This is a genomic window from Nonomuraea longicatena, from assembly GCF_039525605.1.
GTDB lineage: Bacteria > Actinomycetota > Actinomycetes > Streptosporangiales > Streptosporangiaceae > Nonomuraea > Nonomuraea longicatena.
Genome location: NZ_BAAAHQ010000001.1, coordinates 784126 through 803145, shown reverse-complemented (window position 1 = coordinate 803145; position 19020 = coordinate 784126). Strand labels below are relative to the sequence as shown.

Below are 19020 nucleotides of genomic sequence, written 5' to 3'. Positions count from 1 at the left end.
TCGACCAGCCGGGTCACCTCGGCCGCCGCACGGACGAACAGCGGCGTGGGGAACGCGCGGGCCAGCCCGTGGGCGACGGCCAGCAGGAGGTGGTGGCGGCCGGCGACGTGGGCGCGTTCGTGGGCGAGGACCGCCGCGACCTGGGCGGGGGTGAGGGCGTCCAAGGCGCCGGTGGTGATCACGATGAGGGCGTCGCGGCCCGGCACGCAGTAGGCGGCGGCCTCGGCGTGGTCGACGACGTACGCGCCGAGCCGGGGGTCGTGCCGGGCGACCAGCCGTACGGCGCCGCCGTGCGCGGCCCGTTCGCGCCGGGCCCGGGCCAGGGCACCGCCGACGCCGAGGACCGTGCGCACCACGACCGCGCAGGCGATGAGCAGGCCCGCGGCCGTGGCGAGGGTGCGGGGGCCGTCGGTGAGCGCGTGTCCGGCGAGCAGTTCGCCGCAGGCGGTGACGAGGGCGGCCAGTTCGTCGCCGATGCCGTGCACGGGGGCGGCGAGCTGGAGTCCGGCGAGGACCGCGGAGACGACGGCGGAGGCGCAGGCCGTGAGCCAGACGGTCATCGCCAGGCGGGGGTGACCGGCCAGGCGCCGCACGGCGGTGATCGCCCGAGGCAGGCCGAAGGAGATCGCCACCGTGTACGCCGCCAGGGCCGCCGCCGAGATCATCCGGCCTCCATCTGTCTACTAAGTCCCATAGTTTACCGGGGTGGAGTGAGGCCGGTGTGCACATGGTCGTCGCGCCCGGTGTTCCCGCCGCCGGACGCACACGACCCGCCATCGCATCGCCGCCGTACCCGATGAGCTGCTCGCGCGGGGTTGCGGGCGCCCGATCGCCGACCGCGTGACCCTCGTGTGGCCGCCCGATCGCCGACCGCGCGGCCTTGCGTGGCCGCCCGGTCACAGATCGCGTGACCTCGGGCGTGGCTGCCGGTGGACGGGCTGCCCAACGCCTCGGCCGGGTGCCCCCGACCGGAACGCCGACCAGAACCGCGACCAGAACGGCGACCGAGACGCCGCTCGCGCGGCGATCAGCCGGAGATCCGCACGACCCCCGCGAGGTTGCGCGCGTGAACAGGGACGATCTTCACCACGTCGCCCGTCCTCGGCGCCTGGATCATCTTCCCGTCGCCCCAGTAGATGGCCGCGTGCGAGATGTAGCCGGGATCGGTGGGATCCAGCCGCCAGAAGATGAGGTCACCGGGCCGCATCCGCGAGAACGGCACCTGCGGACCGGCCGCGAACTGCTGGTGCGTCACCCGGGGCAGCCGGATGCCCGCCTGGAGGAAGGCCCACTGGATCAGCCCCGAGCAGTCGAAGGCGTCCGGCCCCTCGGCGCCCCACACGTACGGCGCCCCCAGCTTGCCGCCCGCCGCCGCGAGCACCCTCCGCATCCGCTCCTCCGGCACCGGCGGCGCGTCGGCGGCCTTGGACGTGTAACGGGGCTTGAGGACGGCCACCTGGGCGCCGAGCGCCTTCGCCAGCGCCCCGCGCAGCCGCTCCCAGTCCGCCCTGGGCGCGCTGACCAGCAGCGCGTTGCCCGAGGGGAGCCCGAGCCGCCGCGCCGTCCGCCGCGAGACCACCGCGTCCACCGCGCCGAGCCCCATCGTCGCGTACGCTCCCACGCGCAGTTCCTGCTCACGGCTGCGAACCCGGCTGCCCAGCACGAGTCCGCCGTCGGTGCCGAGCCCGAACGAGACCACGACCTCGCCGGAGGCGACGCTGCGCCAGACGCCGTCGGCGGCCGCGGTCGCCTTGGGCGTGAAACCCCGGAAGGTCGAGGGCTCGACCCCGAAGGTGCCCACCGTCCTGTCGCCGATCGTGGTCCGGGCGGCGTCCACGACCTCGACGGCGCGCACGCCCGCGCGGCGCCGTACCCGCTCGACCTCGGCGGCGCCGAGGGTGCGGTCGGCGACCACGAGCAGGTGCGGCTCGGTGCGCCGCCCGAGGGCCGCCACCGCAGGAGGGCTCGCGACCTGCGGCGCGGTGGAGGCGGGCGGCTTGGCGCGTAAGAGCCGGCGCGGCTGCGGAGGCTCGGCGGAGCCGGAGGTCACGAGCAGCACGGTCGCCGCGGCGATCAGCGCGAGCACGGCGACCAGCAGGACCGACCGGGGCAACCAGCTACTATGCCGCATAGTCACTGCGACATTATGCACTCCGACTCGACGAAGCGGATGGCGCGCAGCGCGTCGGCGGCCCGCCGGTCGAGGACGGTCACGCTGTGGGCGGGCGGCAGGCTCCCGGTCCTGGCTCGGGCCACGAGCGCCCGCCAGCGGCGGCAGTGGCGGCCGAACGTGGCGCGGGCGACGACCCGGCCTCTGTCCCGCTGCCCGGCGAGCGCGGTCACCGGGTCCACGTCCAGCATGACGAGGTGGAACTGGACGCCGCTCCTGCGGGCCATCCAGGCGAAGGTGTGCAGGACGTGCGGCCAGGCGCCCCGGTTGTGGGCGACGACGGAGTGCCCGGCCGCGAGGGTGCGGGCGATGCTCGTCAGGTGGGTCGCGTGGGCGGCGAACGTGCGCAGGGGCTTGGGCGCCCCGGCCAGGAGCCGCTTCCACCGGTTGCGGCCCTGCCCCGAGTCGATCACGCGGACCGGCCCGAACGCCACCGGCGCGCTCTCGCGGCCGGTCAGCGGGTAGAGGCGGTGGAGCAGGGTGCTCTTGCCCGCCCCCGGCAGGCCGGTCAGGACGACCAGCGAGCCCGCCGGAAAAGTCAGGGTTTCCTCGGACAGCTGGCTGGTCACGGCGACCTCTCCCGCTGGAGTTGATGTGGTTGGTCAAGTCTATGGCGCTATGGTGGTGCGGCGCACAGGACGATCACACAGCCGAACCAGGGAGTCTGATCGCGGTGACCGGGTCTGCGACACCCTCGACGGTCCTCATCGGACGCTACCGGCTGGACCTCCTCATCGGCCGGGGCGCCATGGCCGAGGTCTGGCGCGCCCACGACCTGACGCGCGACTGGCCCGTGGCGGTCAAGGTGTTCGCACCGCTCAACGCCGACCCGTCCATGCGGGCCCGCTTCGCGCAGGAGGCCCGCACGGCCGCCCGGGTGGTCCACACCAACGTGGTGAGCGTGTTCGACGTCGGCGACCACGACGGGCGCCCGTTCCTGGTGATGGAGCTGCTGTCCGGCCGCAGCCTGGCCGACGAACTGGCCGAACGCGGCCCGCTGCCCCTGTCCGAGGTCCGGCGGCTGCTGGGCCAGGCCGCCGTCGGCCTCGACGCGGCCCACCGCTCCGGCGTGATCCACCGCGACGTCAAGCCCGCCAACCTGCACGTCACGGACGAAGGCCAGCTCAAGGTCGTCGACTTCGGCATCGCCCGGCTGGCCGGGGAGGTGGAGGGCAGGCTCACGGCGGTCGGGACCGTCGTCGGCACCCCGGCGTACATGTCGCCGGAGCAGATCATCGGCAGGCCCGGAGAGGCCCCCGCCGACCTGTACGCCCTGGGTTGCGTCGCCTACGAGATGCTGTGCGGGCGCCCGCCGTTCACCGGGTCGGCGGTGGAGCTGATCCAGCACCATCTGAACCTCGCCCCCGAGCCGCCGAGCCGTCTGCGCCCCGACGTGCCGCCGGAGCTCGCGAGCCTGACGCTGGCGCTGCTCGACAAGGACCCGGAGGCCCGCCCGACGGCCGGGCAACTGCTGTCCCGGCTGCATTCGGGGCGGCCCGTCCAGCCGACCGTGCCGACGGCCGTGCCCCGGCCGACCACCGTCCTGGAGTCGCCGCCCGCGCCGCAGGGCCCGTCGGGCCAGACAGCCGCGCTGGCGATCACCGGTGTGGCGGTCGTGGTGCTGCTGCTGCTCCTGGTGTTCCGGCCCGACCAGGGCACGCCGATGTCGCAGGCGGCCCGGCCGACCGCCGCGCCTCCGACCCAGGCGAGCGCGGCCCCGGCGAGCGCGGCCCCTGCGCCCACCCCGACGCCCACCCCGACGTCCTCTCCGACCCCGGCGCCGACCAGGACCACCGACAAACTGTCGACCTGGCTGCTCGGGCTCGACCGGGCGGTTCAGGCGCAGGTCAAGCAGGGCGGGCTGGACGACGACGCGGCCGAGGGCCTGCGCGACCGGATCGCCAAGGCCCGCCACCAGCGCGACACCAAGCATGTGCTCAAGGCCATCCTGAAGGCCCGCAACGACGGCGACCTGTCCGGGCGCGGGCCGCTCATCGACTACCTCACCCGCTCGGGCCTGACGTTCGGCCGGCAGGGCGGCGACGACGACTGATCACGATTCCGCTGGGGTGTTTGCAGAGAGTTGATGGCGATGTTAGATGGAAGAGCATCTTCGATCAGCACTGTCCTGACCCCCCGGAGGGCGTGTGGCGCTGACCCTCGACGGCGTGCGCGTACGGCAACGCGGGCACCTGTGGCTCGATGACATCCGACTCGACCTGCCCACCGGCCTGACGACGCTGATCGGGCCGCTGGGCGCGGGCAAGACCACGTTGATGCGGGTGGCCGCAGGGCTGCTCGCGCCGAGCGAGGGCAGGGTCCTCGTCGGCGGACGCGACGTGACCGGGCTCCCGGTGCGAAAACGCTCGGTGGCCTTCGTGTACCAGGGCTTCATCAACTACCCGTCGCTCACCGTGTACGAGAACATCGCCTCGCCGCTGCGGCTGGCGGGCGGGGACCGTACCGGGATCGACCGGCGGGTGCGCGAGGTGGCCGAGACGATGGGCCTCGGCGCCCTGCTGGAGCGCAGGCCCGCCGAACTGTCCGGCGGCCAGCAGCAGCGGACCGCGATCGCCCGCGCGCTGGCGCGGCCGGTGGAGGTGCTGCTGCTGGACGAACCGCTGGCCAACCTCGACTACAAGCTGCGCGAGCAGTTGCGCGCCGAGCTGAAGTCCATGTTCACCGGCTCGTCGAGCGTGGTGCTGTACTCGACCTCCGACCCCGCGGAGGCACTGACGTTCGCCGCCCCGACCGTGGTGCTGGGCGAGGGGCGGGTGCGGCACGTCGGCGACGTGAACGCCATGTACGACCTGCCGCCGACGCTCGCGGTCGCGGCCACGCTCAGCGACCCGCCGCTGAACCTGCTGCCCGGCGTGGTCCGCGAGGGCCGCGTCGAGTGCCTGGGCGACTCCTTCCGCCTGCCCAGGACACTCGGTACGGGCACCCGCGTGACGGTCGCCATCCGGCCGCACCAGGTGGCCCTCACCCGGCCCAGCCCGGTCGCGATCGAGGCGCCGGCCGAGGTCAGGCTGGCCGAGGTCACCGGCGGGGTGACGTTCCTGCACCTGCTGGTCGAGGGCGGGCGTCACCTGGTGGCCCAGTTGTCCGGGCCCCGGCCGTTCACGCCGGGCGAGCGGGCCAGCGTGTACGTCGATCCGGCGCAGGTGCTCGTGTTCGACGAGGCCGGCCGGCTGCTGTCGGGGAACGGTGCCCATGGCTGAGATCCGGCTGGAGGGCGTCGGCCACAGCTACGACGGCGGGCGCACGTGGGCGCTGCGGCCGACGACCTGGACGTGGGCCGACGGCCGCGCCTACGCGCTGCTCGGCCCGAGCGGCTGCGGCAAGACGACGCTGCTCAACATCGTGTCCGGACTGCTCACGCCGACGGTCGGGCGGGTGTGGTTCGGCGACAGGGACGTGACCGGGGTGCCGACCGCGCGGCGCGACATCGCGCAGGTCTTCCAGTTCCCGGTGTTGTACGAGGAGATGTCGGTCTACGACAACCTGGCCTTCCCGCTGCGCAACCGGGGGCATCCGAAGGCCGCCGTGGACGAGAGGGTACGGCGGGTCGCCCGGCTGCTCGGCCTGGAGGACCAGCTCGGCCGCCGCTCGCGGCGCCTGGACCCGGGCCGCCAGCAGATCGTGAGCCTCGGCCGGGGCCTGGTCCGCCCGGAGGTGGCGGCCGTGCTGCTGGACGAGCCGCTCACCGTCGTGGACCCGGCGCTGAAGTGGACGCTGCGCAGCAAGCTGAAGGAGATCCAGCGCGACACCCGGCACACGCTCGTGTACGTCACCCACGACCAGACGGAGGCGCTCACCTTCGCCGACGAGGTGGTCGTGCTCAACGAGGGCCGCATCGTGCAGACGGGCCCGCCCGCCGAGTTGTTCCTGTCGCCAGCGCACGAGTTCGTCGGCCATTTCATCGGCTCGCCCGGCATGAACGTGCTGCCCGCCGAGGTGGCGGACGGCCTGGTGCGGGTCGGCGGGGTCGTGGCGGGGCGCCCGGCGCGGGAACTGCCCCCCGGCCCGGTACGGCTCGGCGTCCGCCCGGAGTTCGTGCGCCCGACCGCGCGTCCGCTCTCGCCCGGCGTGGCGGCGCGGGTGACGGGCGTGGACCGGATGGGCTCCCACGACCTGGTCCGCGCGGAGGTCGGCGGTCACCCGCTGGTGGCGAGGACGGAGCCGGGGGCGGCGCCGGCCGAGCCGTACTTCCATTTCGAGCGGGCCTTTCTCTTCCGTGACGAGGTCAGGTGCGGCGAACTGGCCGCGCTCGAAGGGAGCGGCCCATGACGGCGGGCACCACCGACGAACCGCCGCAGGACGTCCGGCCCCGGAACAACCGCGCCTGGTGGCTGGTGCTGCCGGTGGTGGTGTCCGTGGCCTTCACGGCGGTCATCCCGCTGATGACCGTGGTCAACTTCTCCGTCCAGGACGTCTTCACCCCGACCGACCGCATCTTCGTGGGGCTGGACTGGTTCCGGTCGGTGGCGCGGGATCCGGAGGTGCGCGCGGCCTTCGTCCGCACGCTGCTGTTCTCCGCTCAGGTGCTGCTGATCGAGATCCCGCTCGGCGTGGCCATCGCGGTGGCGATGCCGAGGCACGGGCGGTGGGCGTCGGCGGCGCTGGTCGTGGTGGCGCTGCCGCTGCTCATCCCGTGGAACGTGGTGGGGACGATCTGGCAGATCTTCGCCCGCGCCGACATCGGGCTCGGCGGCTGGGTGATCAACCAGGTCCTCGGGATCGACTTCAACTACTCGCTCGACTCGGCGGACGCCTGGATCACCGTGCTGACCATGGACGTCTGGCACTGGACGCCGCTGGTGGCGCTGCTGGCCTATGCGGGGCTGCGCTCGATTCCCGAGCCGTACTTCCAGGCGGCGCGGATCGACGGGGCCTCGGCCTGGGCGACCTTCCGGCACATCCAGCTCCCGAGGCTGCGCGGGGTGCTGACGATCGCGATCCTGCTGCGGTTCATGGACAGCTTCATGATCTACACCGAGCCGTTCGTGGTCACGGGCGGCGGGCCGGGGAACGCCACCTCGTTCCTGTCGGTCCTGCTGTCGAAGGTGGCGGTCGGGCAGTTCGACCTGGGGCCCGCGGGGGCGTTCTCGCTGCTGTACTTCCTGGTCGTGCAGATCGCCTGCTACGTGTTCTTCACCGTGCTGACGAGGAGCGGGCGATGAGGCGGCTACCGTGGGCGCGGACGGTCTTCTGGTTGTACGCCGCGACGCTGATGCTGCCGGTGTTGTGGATGTTCGGCATGTCGATCCGCCCGAACGACGACATTCTCGGAAGTTTTTCCCTTATCCCACAGCGGGTGACTTTCGATAACTATGTCACCTTTTTTACGGATTCAGCGTGGTATTCGAGCTATCTCAACTCGATCGTGTACACGTCACTCAACTCCGTGATGTCGCTGGTGGTGGCGTTGCCTGCGGCGTACGCGTTCTCGCGTTTCCGGTTCGCCGGGGACCGGCACCTGTTCTTCTGGCTGCTGACGAACCGGATGGCGCCGCCTGCCGTCTTCCTGCTCCCCTTTTTCCAGATTTATCAGAGCGTGGGGTTGTTCGACACGCACCTCGGGGTGGCCATCGCGCACATGCTCTTCAACGTGCCGCTGGCCGTGTGGATCCTGGAGGGGTTCATGTCGGCCATCCCCCGCGAGATCGACGAGACCGCCGCGATCGACGGCTACTCGCTCCCGCGCTTCTTCGTCAAGATCTTCCTGCCGATGATCCGATCGGCGATAGGGGTCACGCTCTTCTTCTGCTTCATGTTCAGCTGGGTCGAGTTGCTCATCGCCCGGACGATCACCTCCGTCGACGCCAAGCCGATCGCCGCCACCATGACGCGGACCGTGAGCGCGGCGGGCGTCGACTGGGGGCTGCTCGCGGCGGCCGGGGTGCTGACCATCGTCCCGGGCGCGATCGTCATCTGGTTCGTGCGCAACTACATCGCCAAGGGCTTCGCGCTGGGAAGGGTGTGAGCGGTGTTCGCGTGGATGGTGTGGACCCTTCCCACGGCCCTCGTCTTCGCCGGGCTGGCCGTGCTGCTGGTCGGCATGGCCGTGTGGGGGCGCGTGTCGCCCCCCGTGGCCCGGCGCGGGTTCCTGCGGATCGAGACCGACCGGGGGGACCGCCTGTACATCGGGCTGATCGGCGCGGCCGTCGTGCTCGCCGGGTGGCTCGCGTTGACCGACCTTTCGATGTGGCTCGCGCTCGGCCTGGCCGCCGCGCTCATGGCGGTGATCGGCCTGTGGGGATGAACGCCCAACACCCTGGAGGAGTCAGACCATGTCCGACGGACGACTCAGAAAGCACCTGGCCGGGCTGACCGTACTCGGCCTGCTGCTCACCGGATGCTCCAGCGGGGAGCGGCTGGCGAGCGACTTCCGCGAGGAGGACGGCAAAGCCGCCGCCCGCCGATGGGTGGACACGGAGTTCACACCCTCGACGCTGGGCAAACAGGAGCAGCTCGCCGAGATGGAATGGTTCACGAAGGCGGCGGCGCCGTACCGGGGCATGGAGATCAACGTGGTGTCGGAGACGATCACCACGCACGAGTACGAGTCGCAGAAGCTGGCCAAGGCCTTCACCGAGATCACCGGGATCAAGCTCAGGCACGACCTGATCCAGGAGGGGGACGTGGTCGAGAAGCTGCAGACGCAGATCCAGGGCGACCAGAACATCTACGACGCCTACGTCAACGACTCCGACCTGATCGGGACGCACGCGCGCGGCGACTACGTGGTGCCGCTGTCGGACTACATGGCGGGCGAGGGCAAGAACGTCACGTCGCCGACGCTGGACCTGGACGACTTCATCGGGATCGATTTCACGACCGGGCCTGACAAGAAGATCTATCAGCTGCCCGACCAGCAGTTCGCGAACCTGTACTGGTTCAGGTACGACTGGTTCACCGATCCGGCGATCAAGAAGCAGTTCAAGGAGCTGTACGGCTACGAGCTGGGCGTGCCAGTGAATTGGGCGGCTTATGAGGATATAGCCGATTTTTTCACGAACAAGGTCAACGGAAACGGGCAGATCAACGGTAAGAAGGTCTACGGCCACATGGACTACGGGCGCAAGGACCCGTCGCTGGGCTGGCGCTTCACCGACTCGTGGCTGTCGATGGCGGGCAACGGCGACCCCGGGCTGCCCAACGGCCTGCCCGTGGACGACTGGGGCATCCGCGTCGAGAACTGCCGCCCGGTCGGCTCCTCCGTCACCCGGGGCGGCGACACCAACGGGCCCGCCGCCGTGTACGCGCTCACCAAGTACGTCGACTGGCTCAAGCGCTTCGCGCCCAGGTCGGCCGCGGGCATGAACTTCAGCGAGTCCGGGCCGGTGCCCGCGCAGGGCGAGGTGGCCCAGCAGATCTTCTGGTACACGACGTTCACCGCCGACCTCGCCAAGCCGGGGCTGCCCGTCGTCAACGCCGACGGCACGCCCAGGTGGCGGATGGCGCCGAGCCCGCACGGGGCGTACTGGAAGGAGGGAAACAAGCTCGGCTACCAGGACGTCGGCGCGTGGACCTTCCTGAAGAACACCCCGCCGGAGCGACGGGCCGCCGCCTGGCTCTACGCGCAGTTCGTCACGGCGAAGACCGTGTCGCTGAAGAAGTCGATCGTCGGGCTCACCTTCGTCCGCGACTCCGACGTGCGCAGCGACCACTTCACCGAGAACGCCGCGAAGTACGGCGGGCTGATCGAGTTCTACCGTTCGCCCGCGCGCAAGCAGTGGACGCCGACCGGCACGAACGTCCCCGACTACCCCAAACTCGCCCAGTTGTGGTGGCAGAACGTGGCGACAGCGGTCACGGGCGAGACGACCGCGCAGCAGTCGATGGACAACCTGGCCAAGCAGCAGGACGACATCCTGTCGCGGCTGGAGCGGCGCGGATACGGGGGCGCGTGCGCGCCCAAGCTGAACCCGGAGCGCGACCCCGCGTACTGGCTGGCCCAGCCCGGCGCTCCCGCCCCCAAGCTCGCCGACGAGCGCGGCAAGCCGCAGACACTCGACTACGACAAGCTCGTCGCCTCCTGGGGCTGACAGCGGCCGTAGACCCTCGGTGGCGGCGTGGGTTAGGTTGCGCGGCATGACGTTACCCATGGGTCTGCGCATCGCCGCACTGACCGCAGCCTGCGCCGCCGTGCTCACCGCCCCGCTCCCGGCCCAGGCCGTGCCCGCCTTCGACGCGACCGCGCCGGTACCCGCGTCCGGCGCGACCGCGCCCACGCCTGCCCTCGGCCCGGCCGCACCGGCGCCCGTGCTCAGAGGCGGTACGGACGACCGTCCCCTCACGGGGCTCGCGGCCGGGGTCCGGCTCGGCTGGGAGCCCAAGGCCACCGGGGTGAGCGCGCGGCTGCGGGGGCTGTCGGCCGTCGACCGGCGGGTGGTGTGGGCCTCCGGCTCGGCCGGTACGGTGATCCGTACCGTGGACGGGGGCCGTACGTGGCAGAACGTCTCCCCGACGGGAACGCAGAGCCTGCAGTTCCGCGACATCGAGGCGTTCGGCCCGGACAGCGCCGTGGTCCTGTCGATCGGCGAGGGCGCCGACTCGCGCGTCTACCGCACCGACGACGGCGGCCGCACCTGGGCCGAGACGTTCAGGAACGACGAACCCCGCGCCTTCTACGACTGCATGGCCTTCTTCGACCGCCGCAACGGCCTCGCGATGAGCGACCCGGTGGACGGCAGGTTCCGGATCCTGTCGACGCGTGACGGCGGGCGCACCTGGCGGGTGCTGCCGCCGGACGGGATGCCGGAGGCGCTGCCGGGCGAGGCCGGGTTCGCCGCGAGCGGGCAGTGCCTGACGACGTCTGGCGGGCGCGACGCCTGGATGGCCAGCGGCGGGGCGGCGCGGGCCCGGGTGTTCCACTCGGGCGACCGGGGCCGGACCTGGACGGTCGCCGACACGCCGATCCCCGGCGGCGACCCGGCCAAGGGAGTGTTCGGGCTGGCCTTCAGGGGGCCGCGCCACGGGATCGCGGTGGGCGGCGACTACCGGACGGGCGAGGCGTCGCCGTCGGCCGCGGCCACCACCCGGGACGGCGGCGCCACCTGGACCGAGGCGGACGCGCCGCCTCCGGCGTACCGGTCGGGGGTGAGCCTGCTGCCGCACGCGGCGCTGGCGGTGGGCCCCACGGGCAGCGACGTCTCCTTCACCGGCGGCAGGAGCTGGCACACCTTCGACACGGGCTCGTTCGACACGGTGGCGTGCACGGCCGACCTGTCGTGCTGGGCGTCGGGAGAGCAGGGCCGCCTGGCCCGCCTGCGCCTGCTGCGCTGACCGCTCAGCGCACGCCCCGGGTGCGGAACTGGACGCTGATCCTCGGGCCGCACGGCCGGGCGGTCTTGGGTATGGCGTGCTCCCAGGTGCGCTGGCAGCTTCCGCCCATCACGATCAGGTCGCCGTGGCCGAGGTCGCGGCGCAGCGAGGGGCCGCCCCCGCGCGGACGCAGCATGAGGCTGCGCGGGCTGCCGACGGAGACGATCGCGACCATGGTGTCCTCGGTGGCGCTCCTGCCGATGGTGTCGCCGTGCCAGGCGACGCTGTCGCGGCCGTCGCGGTAGAGGCACAGCCCGGCCGTGCGGAACGGTTCGCCGAGTTCGGGCCCGTAGTGCTCGCTGAGGGCGGCCATGGCCGACTCCAGGGCGGGGTCGGGCAGCGGCTCGCCCTCGTCGTAGAACTTCAGCAGCCGGGGGACGTCGACGACCCGGTCGTACATCATGCGCCGCTCGGCCCGCCACGGGACGCCGCCGACGAGCCGGTCGAACAGCGCGTCGGCACCGTGGAGCCAGCCGGGGAGCACGTCGATCCAGGCCCCGCGCCCGAGGTGGGTCCGGGCCGGGGTGAGCGGGCGGTGGCCGCCGGACGGGTACAGGTCGAGCAGCGACGCCTGGAAGGGCACCATCATGCGGCCGATTGTACGCATACAGTCAAACACGCGTTCGATATCGGCTCTTCCGTAACGTCTTGGCCTCAGCCCGCGCGGTGGGCCTGCACCAGCAGGCGTTCGGCGTCGTCGAGGTAGGCGGCGAGATAGGCGGCGGCCTCGTCTGCCCGGCCCGCCTCCATCAGCTCCAGCAGCCGCCGGTTGCGGGCGACGAACGGCTCGTGCAGGACGCGCGGCTCCTTGATCACGTGGAAGACCAGCCGCAGCTCGGCCAGGAGCTGGCGCATGGCCTCGTCGAGGCGGGCGCTGCCGTTGAGGCCGACGAGCGCCTGGTGGAAGCGGATGTTGGCGGTGCCGACGCCCTGCCAGTCGCCCGCCGAGGCGGCCCGCTCGGCGTCGGCCACGGCCTCCTTGGTGACCGCGAGCGCGGTGCCGGCGAGACGGCCTCTGACGGCGGCCAGTTCGAGGACGCGCCGTACGCGGTAGAGGTCGGCGACGTCCTCGGCCGAAAGGACCCTCACGAACACGCCTCTGTTGAGCCGGTGGTCGAGCAGCCGCTCGTGGCCGAGCAGCCGGAAGGACTCCCGCAGGGTGTTGCGCGAGACGCCGAGGGCCTCGGCGATGGCCTCCTCCGACAGCCGCTGGCCCGGCCGGAAGAACCCCTCGATGATGCGCTCGCGCAGGATGTCGGCGACCCGTTCTGCCGTGCTGCTGCGCCCGAGCCTGGACCGATCGTGTTCGAGATCCGCAAGCGCGTTGTCCACAGACGACAGGAAATCATCCAACAAACCCCTTGTCGAATTGTTCAACGATCCTTACGTTGAGAGAAACCGACGAAAGGCGATGCCATGTCTGGCTCCCCCCAACAGACACGGCGAGTGATCCTCGCCAGCCTGATCGGCACGTCTCTGGAGTGGTACGACTTCTTCCTCTACACCACGGCCGCGACACTGGTCTTCGGCAAGCTGTTCTTCCCGTCGATGGACCCGCTCAACGCCACCCTGGCCGCCCTGGCCTCCAACGCCGTCGCCTTCGTCGCCCGGCCGCTCGGGGGCGTCGTCTTCGGCCACTTCGGCGACCGCGCCGGCCGCAAGAACGTCCTGGTGGTGACCCTGCTGATGATGGGCGTGGCCACGTTCCTCATCGGCGTCCTGCCCGGCTTCGACAGCATCGGCGTCGCGGCCCCGATCCTGCTGGTGACCCTGCGCTTCGTCCAGGGCCTCGGCCTCGGCGGCGAGTGGGGCGGCGCGGTCATCATGACCATGGAGCACGGCGACCCGCGCCGGCGCGGCTTCAACGCGAGCTGGCCGCAGGTGGGCGTGCCCGCCGGGTACGTGCTCGCCACGGCGCTGCTCACGGTGCTGTCGCTGACGCTGTCCGAGGCCGCGTTCCTGGAGTGGGGCTGGCGGGTGCCGTTCCTGCTGTCGGGCGTGCTGGTGCTGGTCGGCTTCTGGGTACGGCGCCGCGTCGCCGAGTCGCCGCAGTTCGCCGAGCTCGGCGAGCGCGCGGAGCGGCCCAGGATGCCGCTGGTCGAGGTCGTCAGAACCCACCCGAGGGCACTGGTGTCCGCCTTCACCGCCCGCATCGGCGTGGACGTGGCCTTCTACACCTTCACCGCCTACATCCTCGTCTACCTGACCGGCCCGCTCGGCATGGACCGCTCGGTCGGGCTGAACGCGGTGCTCATCGGCTCGGCGCTGCAACTCGTGCTGATCCCGGCCTTCGGCGCGCTGTCGGACCGGCTCGGCCGCCGCACGGTCTACCTGGCCGGGGTCGCGGGCGCCGCCGTCTGGGTGTTCGCCTTCTTCCCGCTGCTGGAGAGCCGCTCCTTCCCGCTGATCGCGCTCGCCGCCGCGGTCGCGCTGGTCGCCCACGCCGCCATGTACGGCCCGCAGGCGGCCTTCATCGCCGAGTTGTTCAGCACCCGGCTGCGCTACAGCGGCGCCTCGATGGGCTACCAGGTGGCGGGCATCGTCGGCGGGGCGCTCGCCCCGATCATCGCGGTGAAGCTGTTCGCCGTCTACGACAGCACCCTGGCCGTCTCGCTGTACGTCGTGGCCGCGCTCGCGGTCACCACCGTCGGCCTGGCCATCGCGCCCCCTGTCAGCGATCCTGTCAGCGACCCTGCCAGCGACCCTGCCAGCGACCCCGCCGACGCCCCTGCCGACCGCTCCACCGGCGCCCCTGCCAATGCCCCTGCCGGCGAGGGCCCGGCAGAGGACGCACCGGTGAGGCAGCCGCAGCAGTCCTGACCCCGCGGAAGGGCGCCGGGCGGCGGCTGCCAACGCCGCCCGGCGCGAAACGGATTTCGAAGGTTCGTGATCGAATCGCCGCTGGTTCTCCGTACACGGGTCCATGAATGGGCATAAACTGCGCGCCTGTGAGCCTGCCCGTTCGTGAACGTTCCCCCAGGCGCGGCGGTGGACGCCACCGCCGCCCGGTGCCCACCTCGCTGCCCCCGGACGCACCCGTGCTGGTCCTCGTCTGCCCGGGCGGCGTGGACGGGGTGGCCGAGGACATCGCCGCCGTGGTCCGCGTCGACAACCCGCAGATCGAGCTGCGCCTGTGCACCGTCACCGACCTGACCGGGTCGCTGCCGGAAGAGCGCGACTGCGTCGTCGTCCCGCTGCTGGTGTGGGACGACCCCGAGATACTCGCCGAGATCGGCAAGGCCGTCGCGGGCCACGAGGGCGCGGTCGTCACCGACGCGCTGGGCCCTCACCCGCTGATGGCGGAGGCGCTGCACATCAGGCTGGCCGAGCGCGGACTCGCGCGGGCCGACCGGGTGCGGCTGCTGAACGTCAACTCCCCCGTCGACGCGGTGATCCTCGCCACGCTCGGCGGTGAGCAGGCCGTGATCTCCGCCCAGCCGACGGCCGTCCTGCTCGCCGCCCGGCTGACGCTGCCGGTCGTGGCGGCCTCGCTCGACAGCGAGCCGGGGGTGAAGGTCGCGGCCGAACGGCTGCGCGCGGCGGGCGCGGAGCGCCTGGCCATCGCCCCGTGCGTCCTCGAAACACCCGACGACCTGCTCGAACAGGCCGCCGAGTCGATCAAGGCGGGCCATGCGGCACCACTCGGCGCGCACGGCGCGATGGCCGAGCTTGTCGCCCGGGCTTACGGCAGTCAACTGGCGACTTGACAGCACTTGTGAAGATCGCGCCGGACACGTTACGGTTCGCCCATGCAGCGTGTCCACCTTGTCGGCGAGCACCTCGGGCTTCGCGAGGTGTCCACCGATGACGTCGCCGCGCTGCACGCCGTCTACGGCGATCCGGCGACGACGGAGTACCTGCCGTTCGATCCGCGCAGCCTCGACGAGGTCGCCGCGATCGTCGAGGAGGCCGTGACCTCCGCCGGGGCCGAGCCCCGGCGCCTCTACATCCTGGCCGTCACCGACCCCGACCACCACGGCGTGATCGGGGTCGCCCGCCTGCGCATCGAGGCCGAGCACCCGCACAGCGCGGAGATCGGGCTGGGGCTGCGCCCCGACCAGTGGGGGCGCGGCATCGGCACCCACCTGATCCGCATGCTGCTCGCCTTCGGCTTCCGCGAACTGCGCCTGCACCGCATCTGGGGTGCGCGCTCGCCGCTGAACGTCCCGGCCCAGCTCGCGATGCTGACGGCTGGCATGGTCGAGGAGGGCCGCATCCGCCACCACCTGCCGACGCCGCAGGGCTGGCGCGACAGTATCGTCCACTCCGCCATCGAGGACGAGTGGCGCCGCTGAGCCGAGGACCGGCCGCCCGCCCGGAGACGGGCGGCCCGCCCCTGGTTACCGCAGGCCCGTGTCCAGCGCGGTCGTGAGAACGCCCGTGTCTCCGGACAGCTCCCAGATCATCGCGCCGAGCAGGTTCTTGCTACGCAGCCAGGCGGCCTTCTTGCCGATCGACCAGGCGTCGTCGAAGGACCACCACTGCCCGTTGGCACCGGTGTAGCAGTACGTGGCGACGGCCTGCACGTCGTGGTAGACGGTACAGCCGGGCACTCCGGCGACCAGGTTGCTGTAGCCCCGGTTGCCGGCCTCCTCGGGGAACTGCCCCTGGGCCGCGCCGTTGGCCGTCTGCCATTCGCCGTTCTTGCCGCCGGCGGCGACCTCCTTCCAGCCGCGCCCGTAGTAGGCGAGGCCGACGTTGAGCTTGCGCGGGTTGACCCCGGCGTTCAGATAGACGTCGACCGCCTTCTCCAGGCTGAAGTCCGGGTTGTACGGCGAGTCGGTGTCGAGGTGGAGGTTGGCCTGGTGACCGGTCCTGTTCGGCTCCCAGGAGTTGTCGCTGCCCGCGCCGTGGAAGTCGTAGCCCTGGATGTTCATCATGTCCAGGTCCCCGGCGATCGCCCGGAGGTCCCACCCGGCCGCGATCTTGACCGGGTCGGCGGGCGTGAACGAGGTGAGCAGGTAGCGCTTGCCGGTGGTCGCCGACAGCGCGTCGAGCTGGCGCCGGAACTCGGCGATCAGCAGCGTGTTGTTGGCCTTGTCGTTCGGGCCGATGTGGTTGCCCGCGTGCCCTTCCGCCCCGGGCCACTCCCAGTCGAGGTCGATGCCGTCGAAGACGCCGAGACCCGTGCCGGGGCCGCCGTAGCCGTTGTAGAGCGGCAGGTTGCCCTTGATGTAGATGTCGATGCAGGAGGAGACGAACTTCTTGCGGGCGGCGTCGGTGGCCGCGACGTCCGAGAAGTACTTGGAGAACGTCCAGCCGCCGAGCGAGATCAGCACCTTCAGGTGCGGGTGCTTGACCTTGAGCTTCTTGAACTGGTTGAAGTTGCCCTGGAGCTTGTCCCAGCCGCTGTCGGCGACGCCGTCCACCGACTGGCCGGAGCTGAAGGGCCGGGCGTAGTCCGCCTCGGCGTCGCCCGCGCCGTCGCCCTGGTTGGGGTCCTGCGGGTTGGACGTGGTGCCCTTGGTGACACCCTGCAGGCAGGTCAGGTTCACCGGGTCGATGTTGCCGAAGGCGTAGTTGATGTGGGTGAGCTTGGCGGCGGCGCCGGTCGTGTCGATGTTCTTCACGAAGTACTGGCGGCCGTAGATGCCCCACTGGACGAAGTAGGCGACGCGGGCGTGGCCGTCGACGAGGTCGGAGGTGGTCACCCGGACGACGGTGCTCGCCGCCGACAGGTTGTCGTAGGAGTCGCGGGCCCGGACGCTGAAGGCGTACTCCGTGGAGGGCGACAGCCCCGTCACGACGGTCGTGGTGCCGGTGACCGTGGCGACCACCGTCGTACCGTTCAGGACGTCGTAGTTGGCGACGCCGGTGTTGTCGGTGGAGGCGTCCCAGGCCAGCGTGACGGTGGAGTTCGTCTTCGCCGTCGAGCGCAGGTTGCCCGGCACCGTGGGCGGCTGGGTGTCGTTGGCGGGGTTGTTGGTGACGACCGTCACCGGGGCGCTGGCCGCCGAGAGCGTGCCCTTGCGGTCCTTGGCCTTGACGGTGAAGGTGTACGAGGTGTTGGGCGTGAGGCCGGTGACCGTGGCCTCGGTGCCGCTGACGGTGGCGGCCGAGGCCGTGCCGTTGTAGACCTCGTAGCCGGTGATCGGCAGGCTGCCGGGTGTCGCGGCGTTCCAGGCGAGCGAGACCGTCCGCGTGGTCTTGACCGGCGAGCGCAGGTTGCCCGGCGCCCCTGGCGGGGTGTCCGGCGTGCCGTCGCAGTTGACGTCGTTGACCCGGCAGCTCGTCGGCTCGGCGCCCGAGGTGCTGACGGTGAACGTCGGGCTGTACGGCTCGGTCGTCCGGCCGGCCGCGATGGTGCCGTTGTAGTGGGCGGGGGTGAGCGTCACCGTGCGCCCGCTCTGGCTGATGGCGCCGTTCTGGGCGTTGCCCGCAGTGACCCCGGCGGGCAGGTCGAAGACGATCGACCAGTTGGTGATCGGGGTCGTGCCGTTGTTGGCGACGACGAACTTGGCCGAGGTGCCGGCGACGTCGTAGGTGGCGGTCAGGGGCGCGGCCGGTGGCGGCTCACCGCCGGTGCCGTCGCAGTTGGCTCCGTTGATCGTGCAGCTCGTCGGCTGTACGGCGGAGCTGAAGGTGACCTTCGGGCTGTAGGGCTCGGTGTTGCGCCCCGCCTGGACGGTGTCGATGTAGTAGGCGGGGGTGAACGTCACGCGGGTGCCGTTCTGGCGGATGGAGCCGTTCTGCGGACTGCTCGCGGTCACGCCGGCGGGTAACTCGAAGACGAGTGTCCAGCCGGAGACGGCGGCGGTGCCCGGATTACTGACCAGGAAGGTGGCATTCGTCCCGGACAGGGTGACGGCGGCCAGCAGGCGCCCCGCCGCATTGGCGGGGAGCGTGGACAGGGCCATGAGGAGGAGGACGGCGATCAGGGAGGTGAATGATCGGCGCACTTGGAAGACCTTTCTTTAAGGAAGGTTTCCTAAGAATTACGCGGATCGTAAATCCGGGTAAGCGCCTGTGCAAGGGTTTTCACCCCCAGATCCGCAGGATTTCGGCCGCCACCTCCTGCGGGGAGCCGAGCGAACCGTCCACCGTGAAGTCCGCCACACCCGCTCCGGCCAGCACGCTTTCCAGTTCGACCGCCCGCTTCAGGTACCATTCGAGCTCGTCCGAGCCGTTCTCGTGCCGCCCGCGCAATCGGCGGTGCACCTCGTTGATCGGCACCCGCACCCAGCACACGGTCAACTCGGCCGCCCCGGTCGGCGCGGTGTGCGGGATCCGCCCGGTGCGCCCGGCCGAATCAGCCGGGTCGGCCGGATCAATCGGATCGATCTGCTCCGCCGGGACGGTCGCGAGCGCGCGGGCGTAGTCGTCGCGCTCGGCGACGCTCTCGATCACACCCGCGAGGATCAGCCGCTCGGCTCCGCCCGCGCGGAAGTTGCGCGCCACCGGCGCCAGGTTGCGCAGTGTCACGGCGTGGTTGAACGGGTCGTCCGGCGGGCTGGGCCAGCTACGGCGCAGCCAGTCGACGTCGATCACCGCGCCCGGCACCCCCTTCTCGTCGAGCAGGT

The 19020-nt window shown here is 71.6% G+C and carries 18 protein-coding genes; 11 read left to right on the top strand and 7 right to left on the bottom strand.

The features are described 5' to 3' along the window. From ABD120_RS03560 to ABD120_RS03550, 3 genes are all read right to left on the bottom strand, one after another. Positions 1 to 665: M48 family metalloprotease (locus tag ABD120_RS03560; protein WP_343948196.1), on the bottom strand; the 665-nt coding region annotated here is incomplete at its 3' end. A gap of 362 nt (positions 666 to 1027) precedes the next feature. Further along, complete coding sequence (locus ABD120_RS03555) at positions 1028 to 2113, bottom strand: C40 family peptidase (protein ID WP_343948195.1); 1086 nt, start codon at positions 2111 to 2113, stop codon at positions 1028 to 1030. A 20-nt stretch (positions 2114 to 2133) separates the two neighbouring features. Then, positions 2134 to 2739, bottom strand: a complete 606-nt coding sequence (locus tag ABD120_RS03550) for an AAA family ATPase (RefSeq protein ID WP_343948194.1) — start codon at positions 2737 to 2739, stop codon at positions 2134 to 2136. Between the two features lie 104 nt (positions 2740 to 2843). Here ABD120_RS03550 and ABD120_RS03545 point away from each other — a divergent pair, with 104 nt between their 5' ends. From ABD120_RS03545 to ABD120_RS03510, 8 genes are all read left to right on the top strand, one after another. Further along, positions 2844 to 4223: a serine/threonine-protein kinase gene (locus ABD120_RS03545; protein ID WP_343948193.1), complete on the top strand. Its 1380-nt coding sequence runs from the start codon at positions 2844 to 2846 to the stop codon at positions 4221 to 4223. A 94-nt stretch (positions 4224 to 4317) separates the two neighbouring features. Next, positions 4318 to 5391: an ABC transporter ATP-binding protein gene (locus ABD120_RS03540; protein WP_343948192.1), complete on the top strand. Its 1074-nt coding sequence runs from the start codon at positions 4318 to 4320 to the stop codon at positions 5389 to 5391. Next, complete coding sequence (locus ABD120_RS03535) at positions 5384 to 6460, top strand: ABC transporter ATP-binding protein (protein WP_343948191.1); 1077 nt, start codon at positions 5384 to 5386, stop codon at positions 6458 to 6460. The genes ABD120_RS03540 and ABD120_RS03535 overlap by 8 nt, the downstream gene beginning before the upstream one ends. After that, a complete protein-coding gene (locus tag ABD120_RS03530; RefSeq protein WP_343948190.1) occupies positions 6457 to 7353 on the top strand; it encodes a carbohydrate ABC transporter permease in 897 nt (298 codons plus the stop codon). The genes ABD120_RS03535 and ABD120_RS03530 overlap by 4 nt, the downstream gene beginning before the upstream one ends. A gap of 32 nt (positions 7354 to 7385) precedes the next feature. Next, positions 7386 to 8156: a carbohydrate ABC transporter permease gene (locus ABD120_RS03525; protein WP_425563917.1), complete on the top strand. Its 771-nt coding sequence runs from the start codon at positions 7386 to 7388 to the stop codon at positions 8154 to 8156. Positions 8157 to 8159: 3 nt separating this feature from the next. Further along, positions 8160 to 8435: a DUF2160 domain-containing protein gene (locus ABD120_RS03520; protein WP_343948189.1), complete on the top strand. Its 276-nt coding sequence runs from the start codon at positions 8160 to 8162 to the stop codon at positions 8433 to 8435. 28 nt (positions 8436 to 8463) lie between these two features. Then, positions 8464 to 10221 carry an ABC transporter substrate-binding protein gene (locus ABD120_RS03515; protein WP_343948188.1) on the top strand — a complete coding sequence of 586 codons (1758 nt, stop codon included), beginning with the start codon at positions 8464 to 8466 and terminating at the stop codon, positions 10219 to 10221. Between the two features lie 46 nt (positions 10222 to 10267). Further along, positions 10268 to 11461, top strand: a complete 1194-nt coding sequence (locus tag ABD120_RS03510; protein WP_343948187.1) for a WD40/YVTN/BNR-like repeat-containing protein — start codon at positions 10268 to 10270, stop codon at positions 11459 to 11461. Positions 11462 to 11465: 4 nt separating this feature from the next. Here the strand turns inward: ABD120_RS03510 and ABD120_RS03505 are convergent, their stop codons facing one another. Next, entirely contained in the window at positions 11466 to 12089 is a 624-nt protein-coding gene (locus ABD120_RS03505) for an alpha-ketoglutarate-dependent dioxygenase AlkB (RefSeq protein ID WP_343948186.1), read from the bottom strand. Positions 12090 to 12154: 65 nt separating this feature from the next. Continuing rightward, positions 12155 to 12832 carry a GntR family transcriptional regulator gene (locus ABD120_RS03500; protein ID WP_343948185.1) on the bottom strand — a complete coding sequence of 226 codons (678 nt, stop codon included), beginning with the start codon at positions 12830 to 12832 and terminating at the stop codon, positions 12155 to 12157. A gap of 114 nt (positions 12833 to 12946) precedes the next feature. Between ABD120_RS03500 and ABD120_RS03495 the strand changes: the two genes are divergently transcribed. From ABD120_RS03495 to ABD120_RS03485, 3 genes are all read left to right on the top strand, one after another. Beyond that, complete coding sequence (locus ABD120_RS03495; RefSeq protein ID WP_343948184.1) at positions 12947 to 14320, top strand: MFS transporter; 1374 nt, start codon at positions 12947 to 12949, stop codon at positions 14318 to 14320. Positions 14321 to 14448: 128 nt separating this feature from the next. Beyond that, positions 14449 to 15207 (top strand): sirohydrochlorin chelatase, encoded by a 759-nt coding sequence (locus ABD120_RS03490; protein ID WP_343948183.1) that lies wholly within the window; start codon positions 14449 to 14451, stop codon positions 15205 to 15207. A gap of 42 nt (positions 15208 to 15249) precedes the next feature. Further along, positions 15250 to 15795: a GNAT family N-acetyltransferase gene (locus tag ABD120_RS03485; RefSeq protein WP_343948182.1), complete on the top strand. Its 546-nt coding sequence runs from the start codon at positions 15250 to 15252 to the stop codon at positions 15793 to 15795. Positions 15796 to 15840: 45 nt separating this feature from the next. On the opposite strand, the gene ABD120_RS03480 is transcribed toward ABD120_RS03485, so the two are convergent. Further along, positions 15841 to 18399 (bottom strand): glycosyl hydrolase family 18 protein, encoded by a 2559-nt coding sequence (locus ABD120_RS03480; RefSeq protein ID WP_343948181.1) that lies wholly within the window; start codon positions 18397 to 18399, stop codon positions 15841 to 15843. Positions 18400 to 18478: 79 nt separating this feature from the next. Beyond that, positions 18479 to 19020: hypothetical protein (locus ABD120_RS03475; RefSeq protein WP_425563916.1), on the bottom strand; the 542-nt coding region annotated here is incomplete at its 5' end.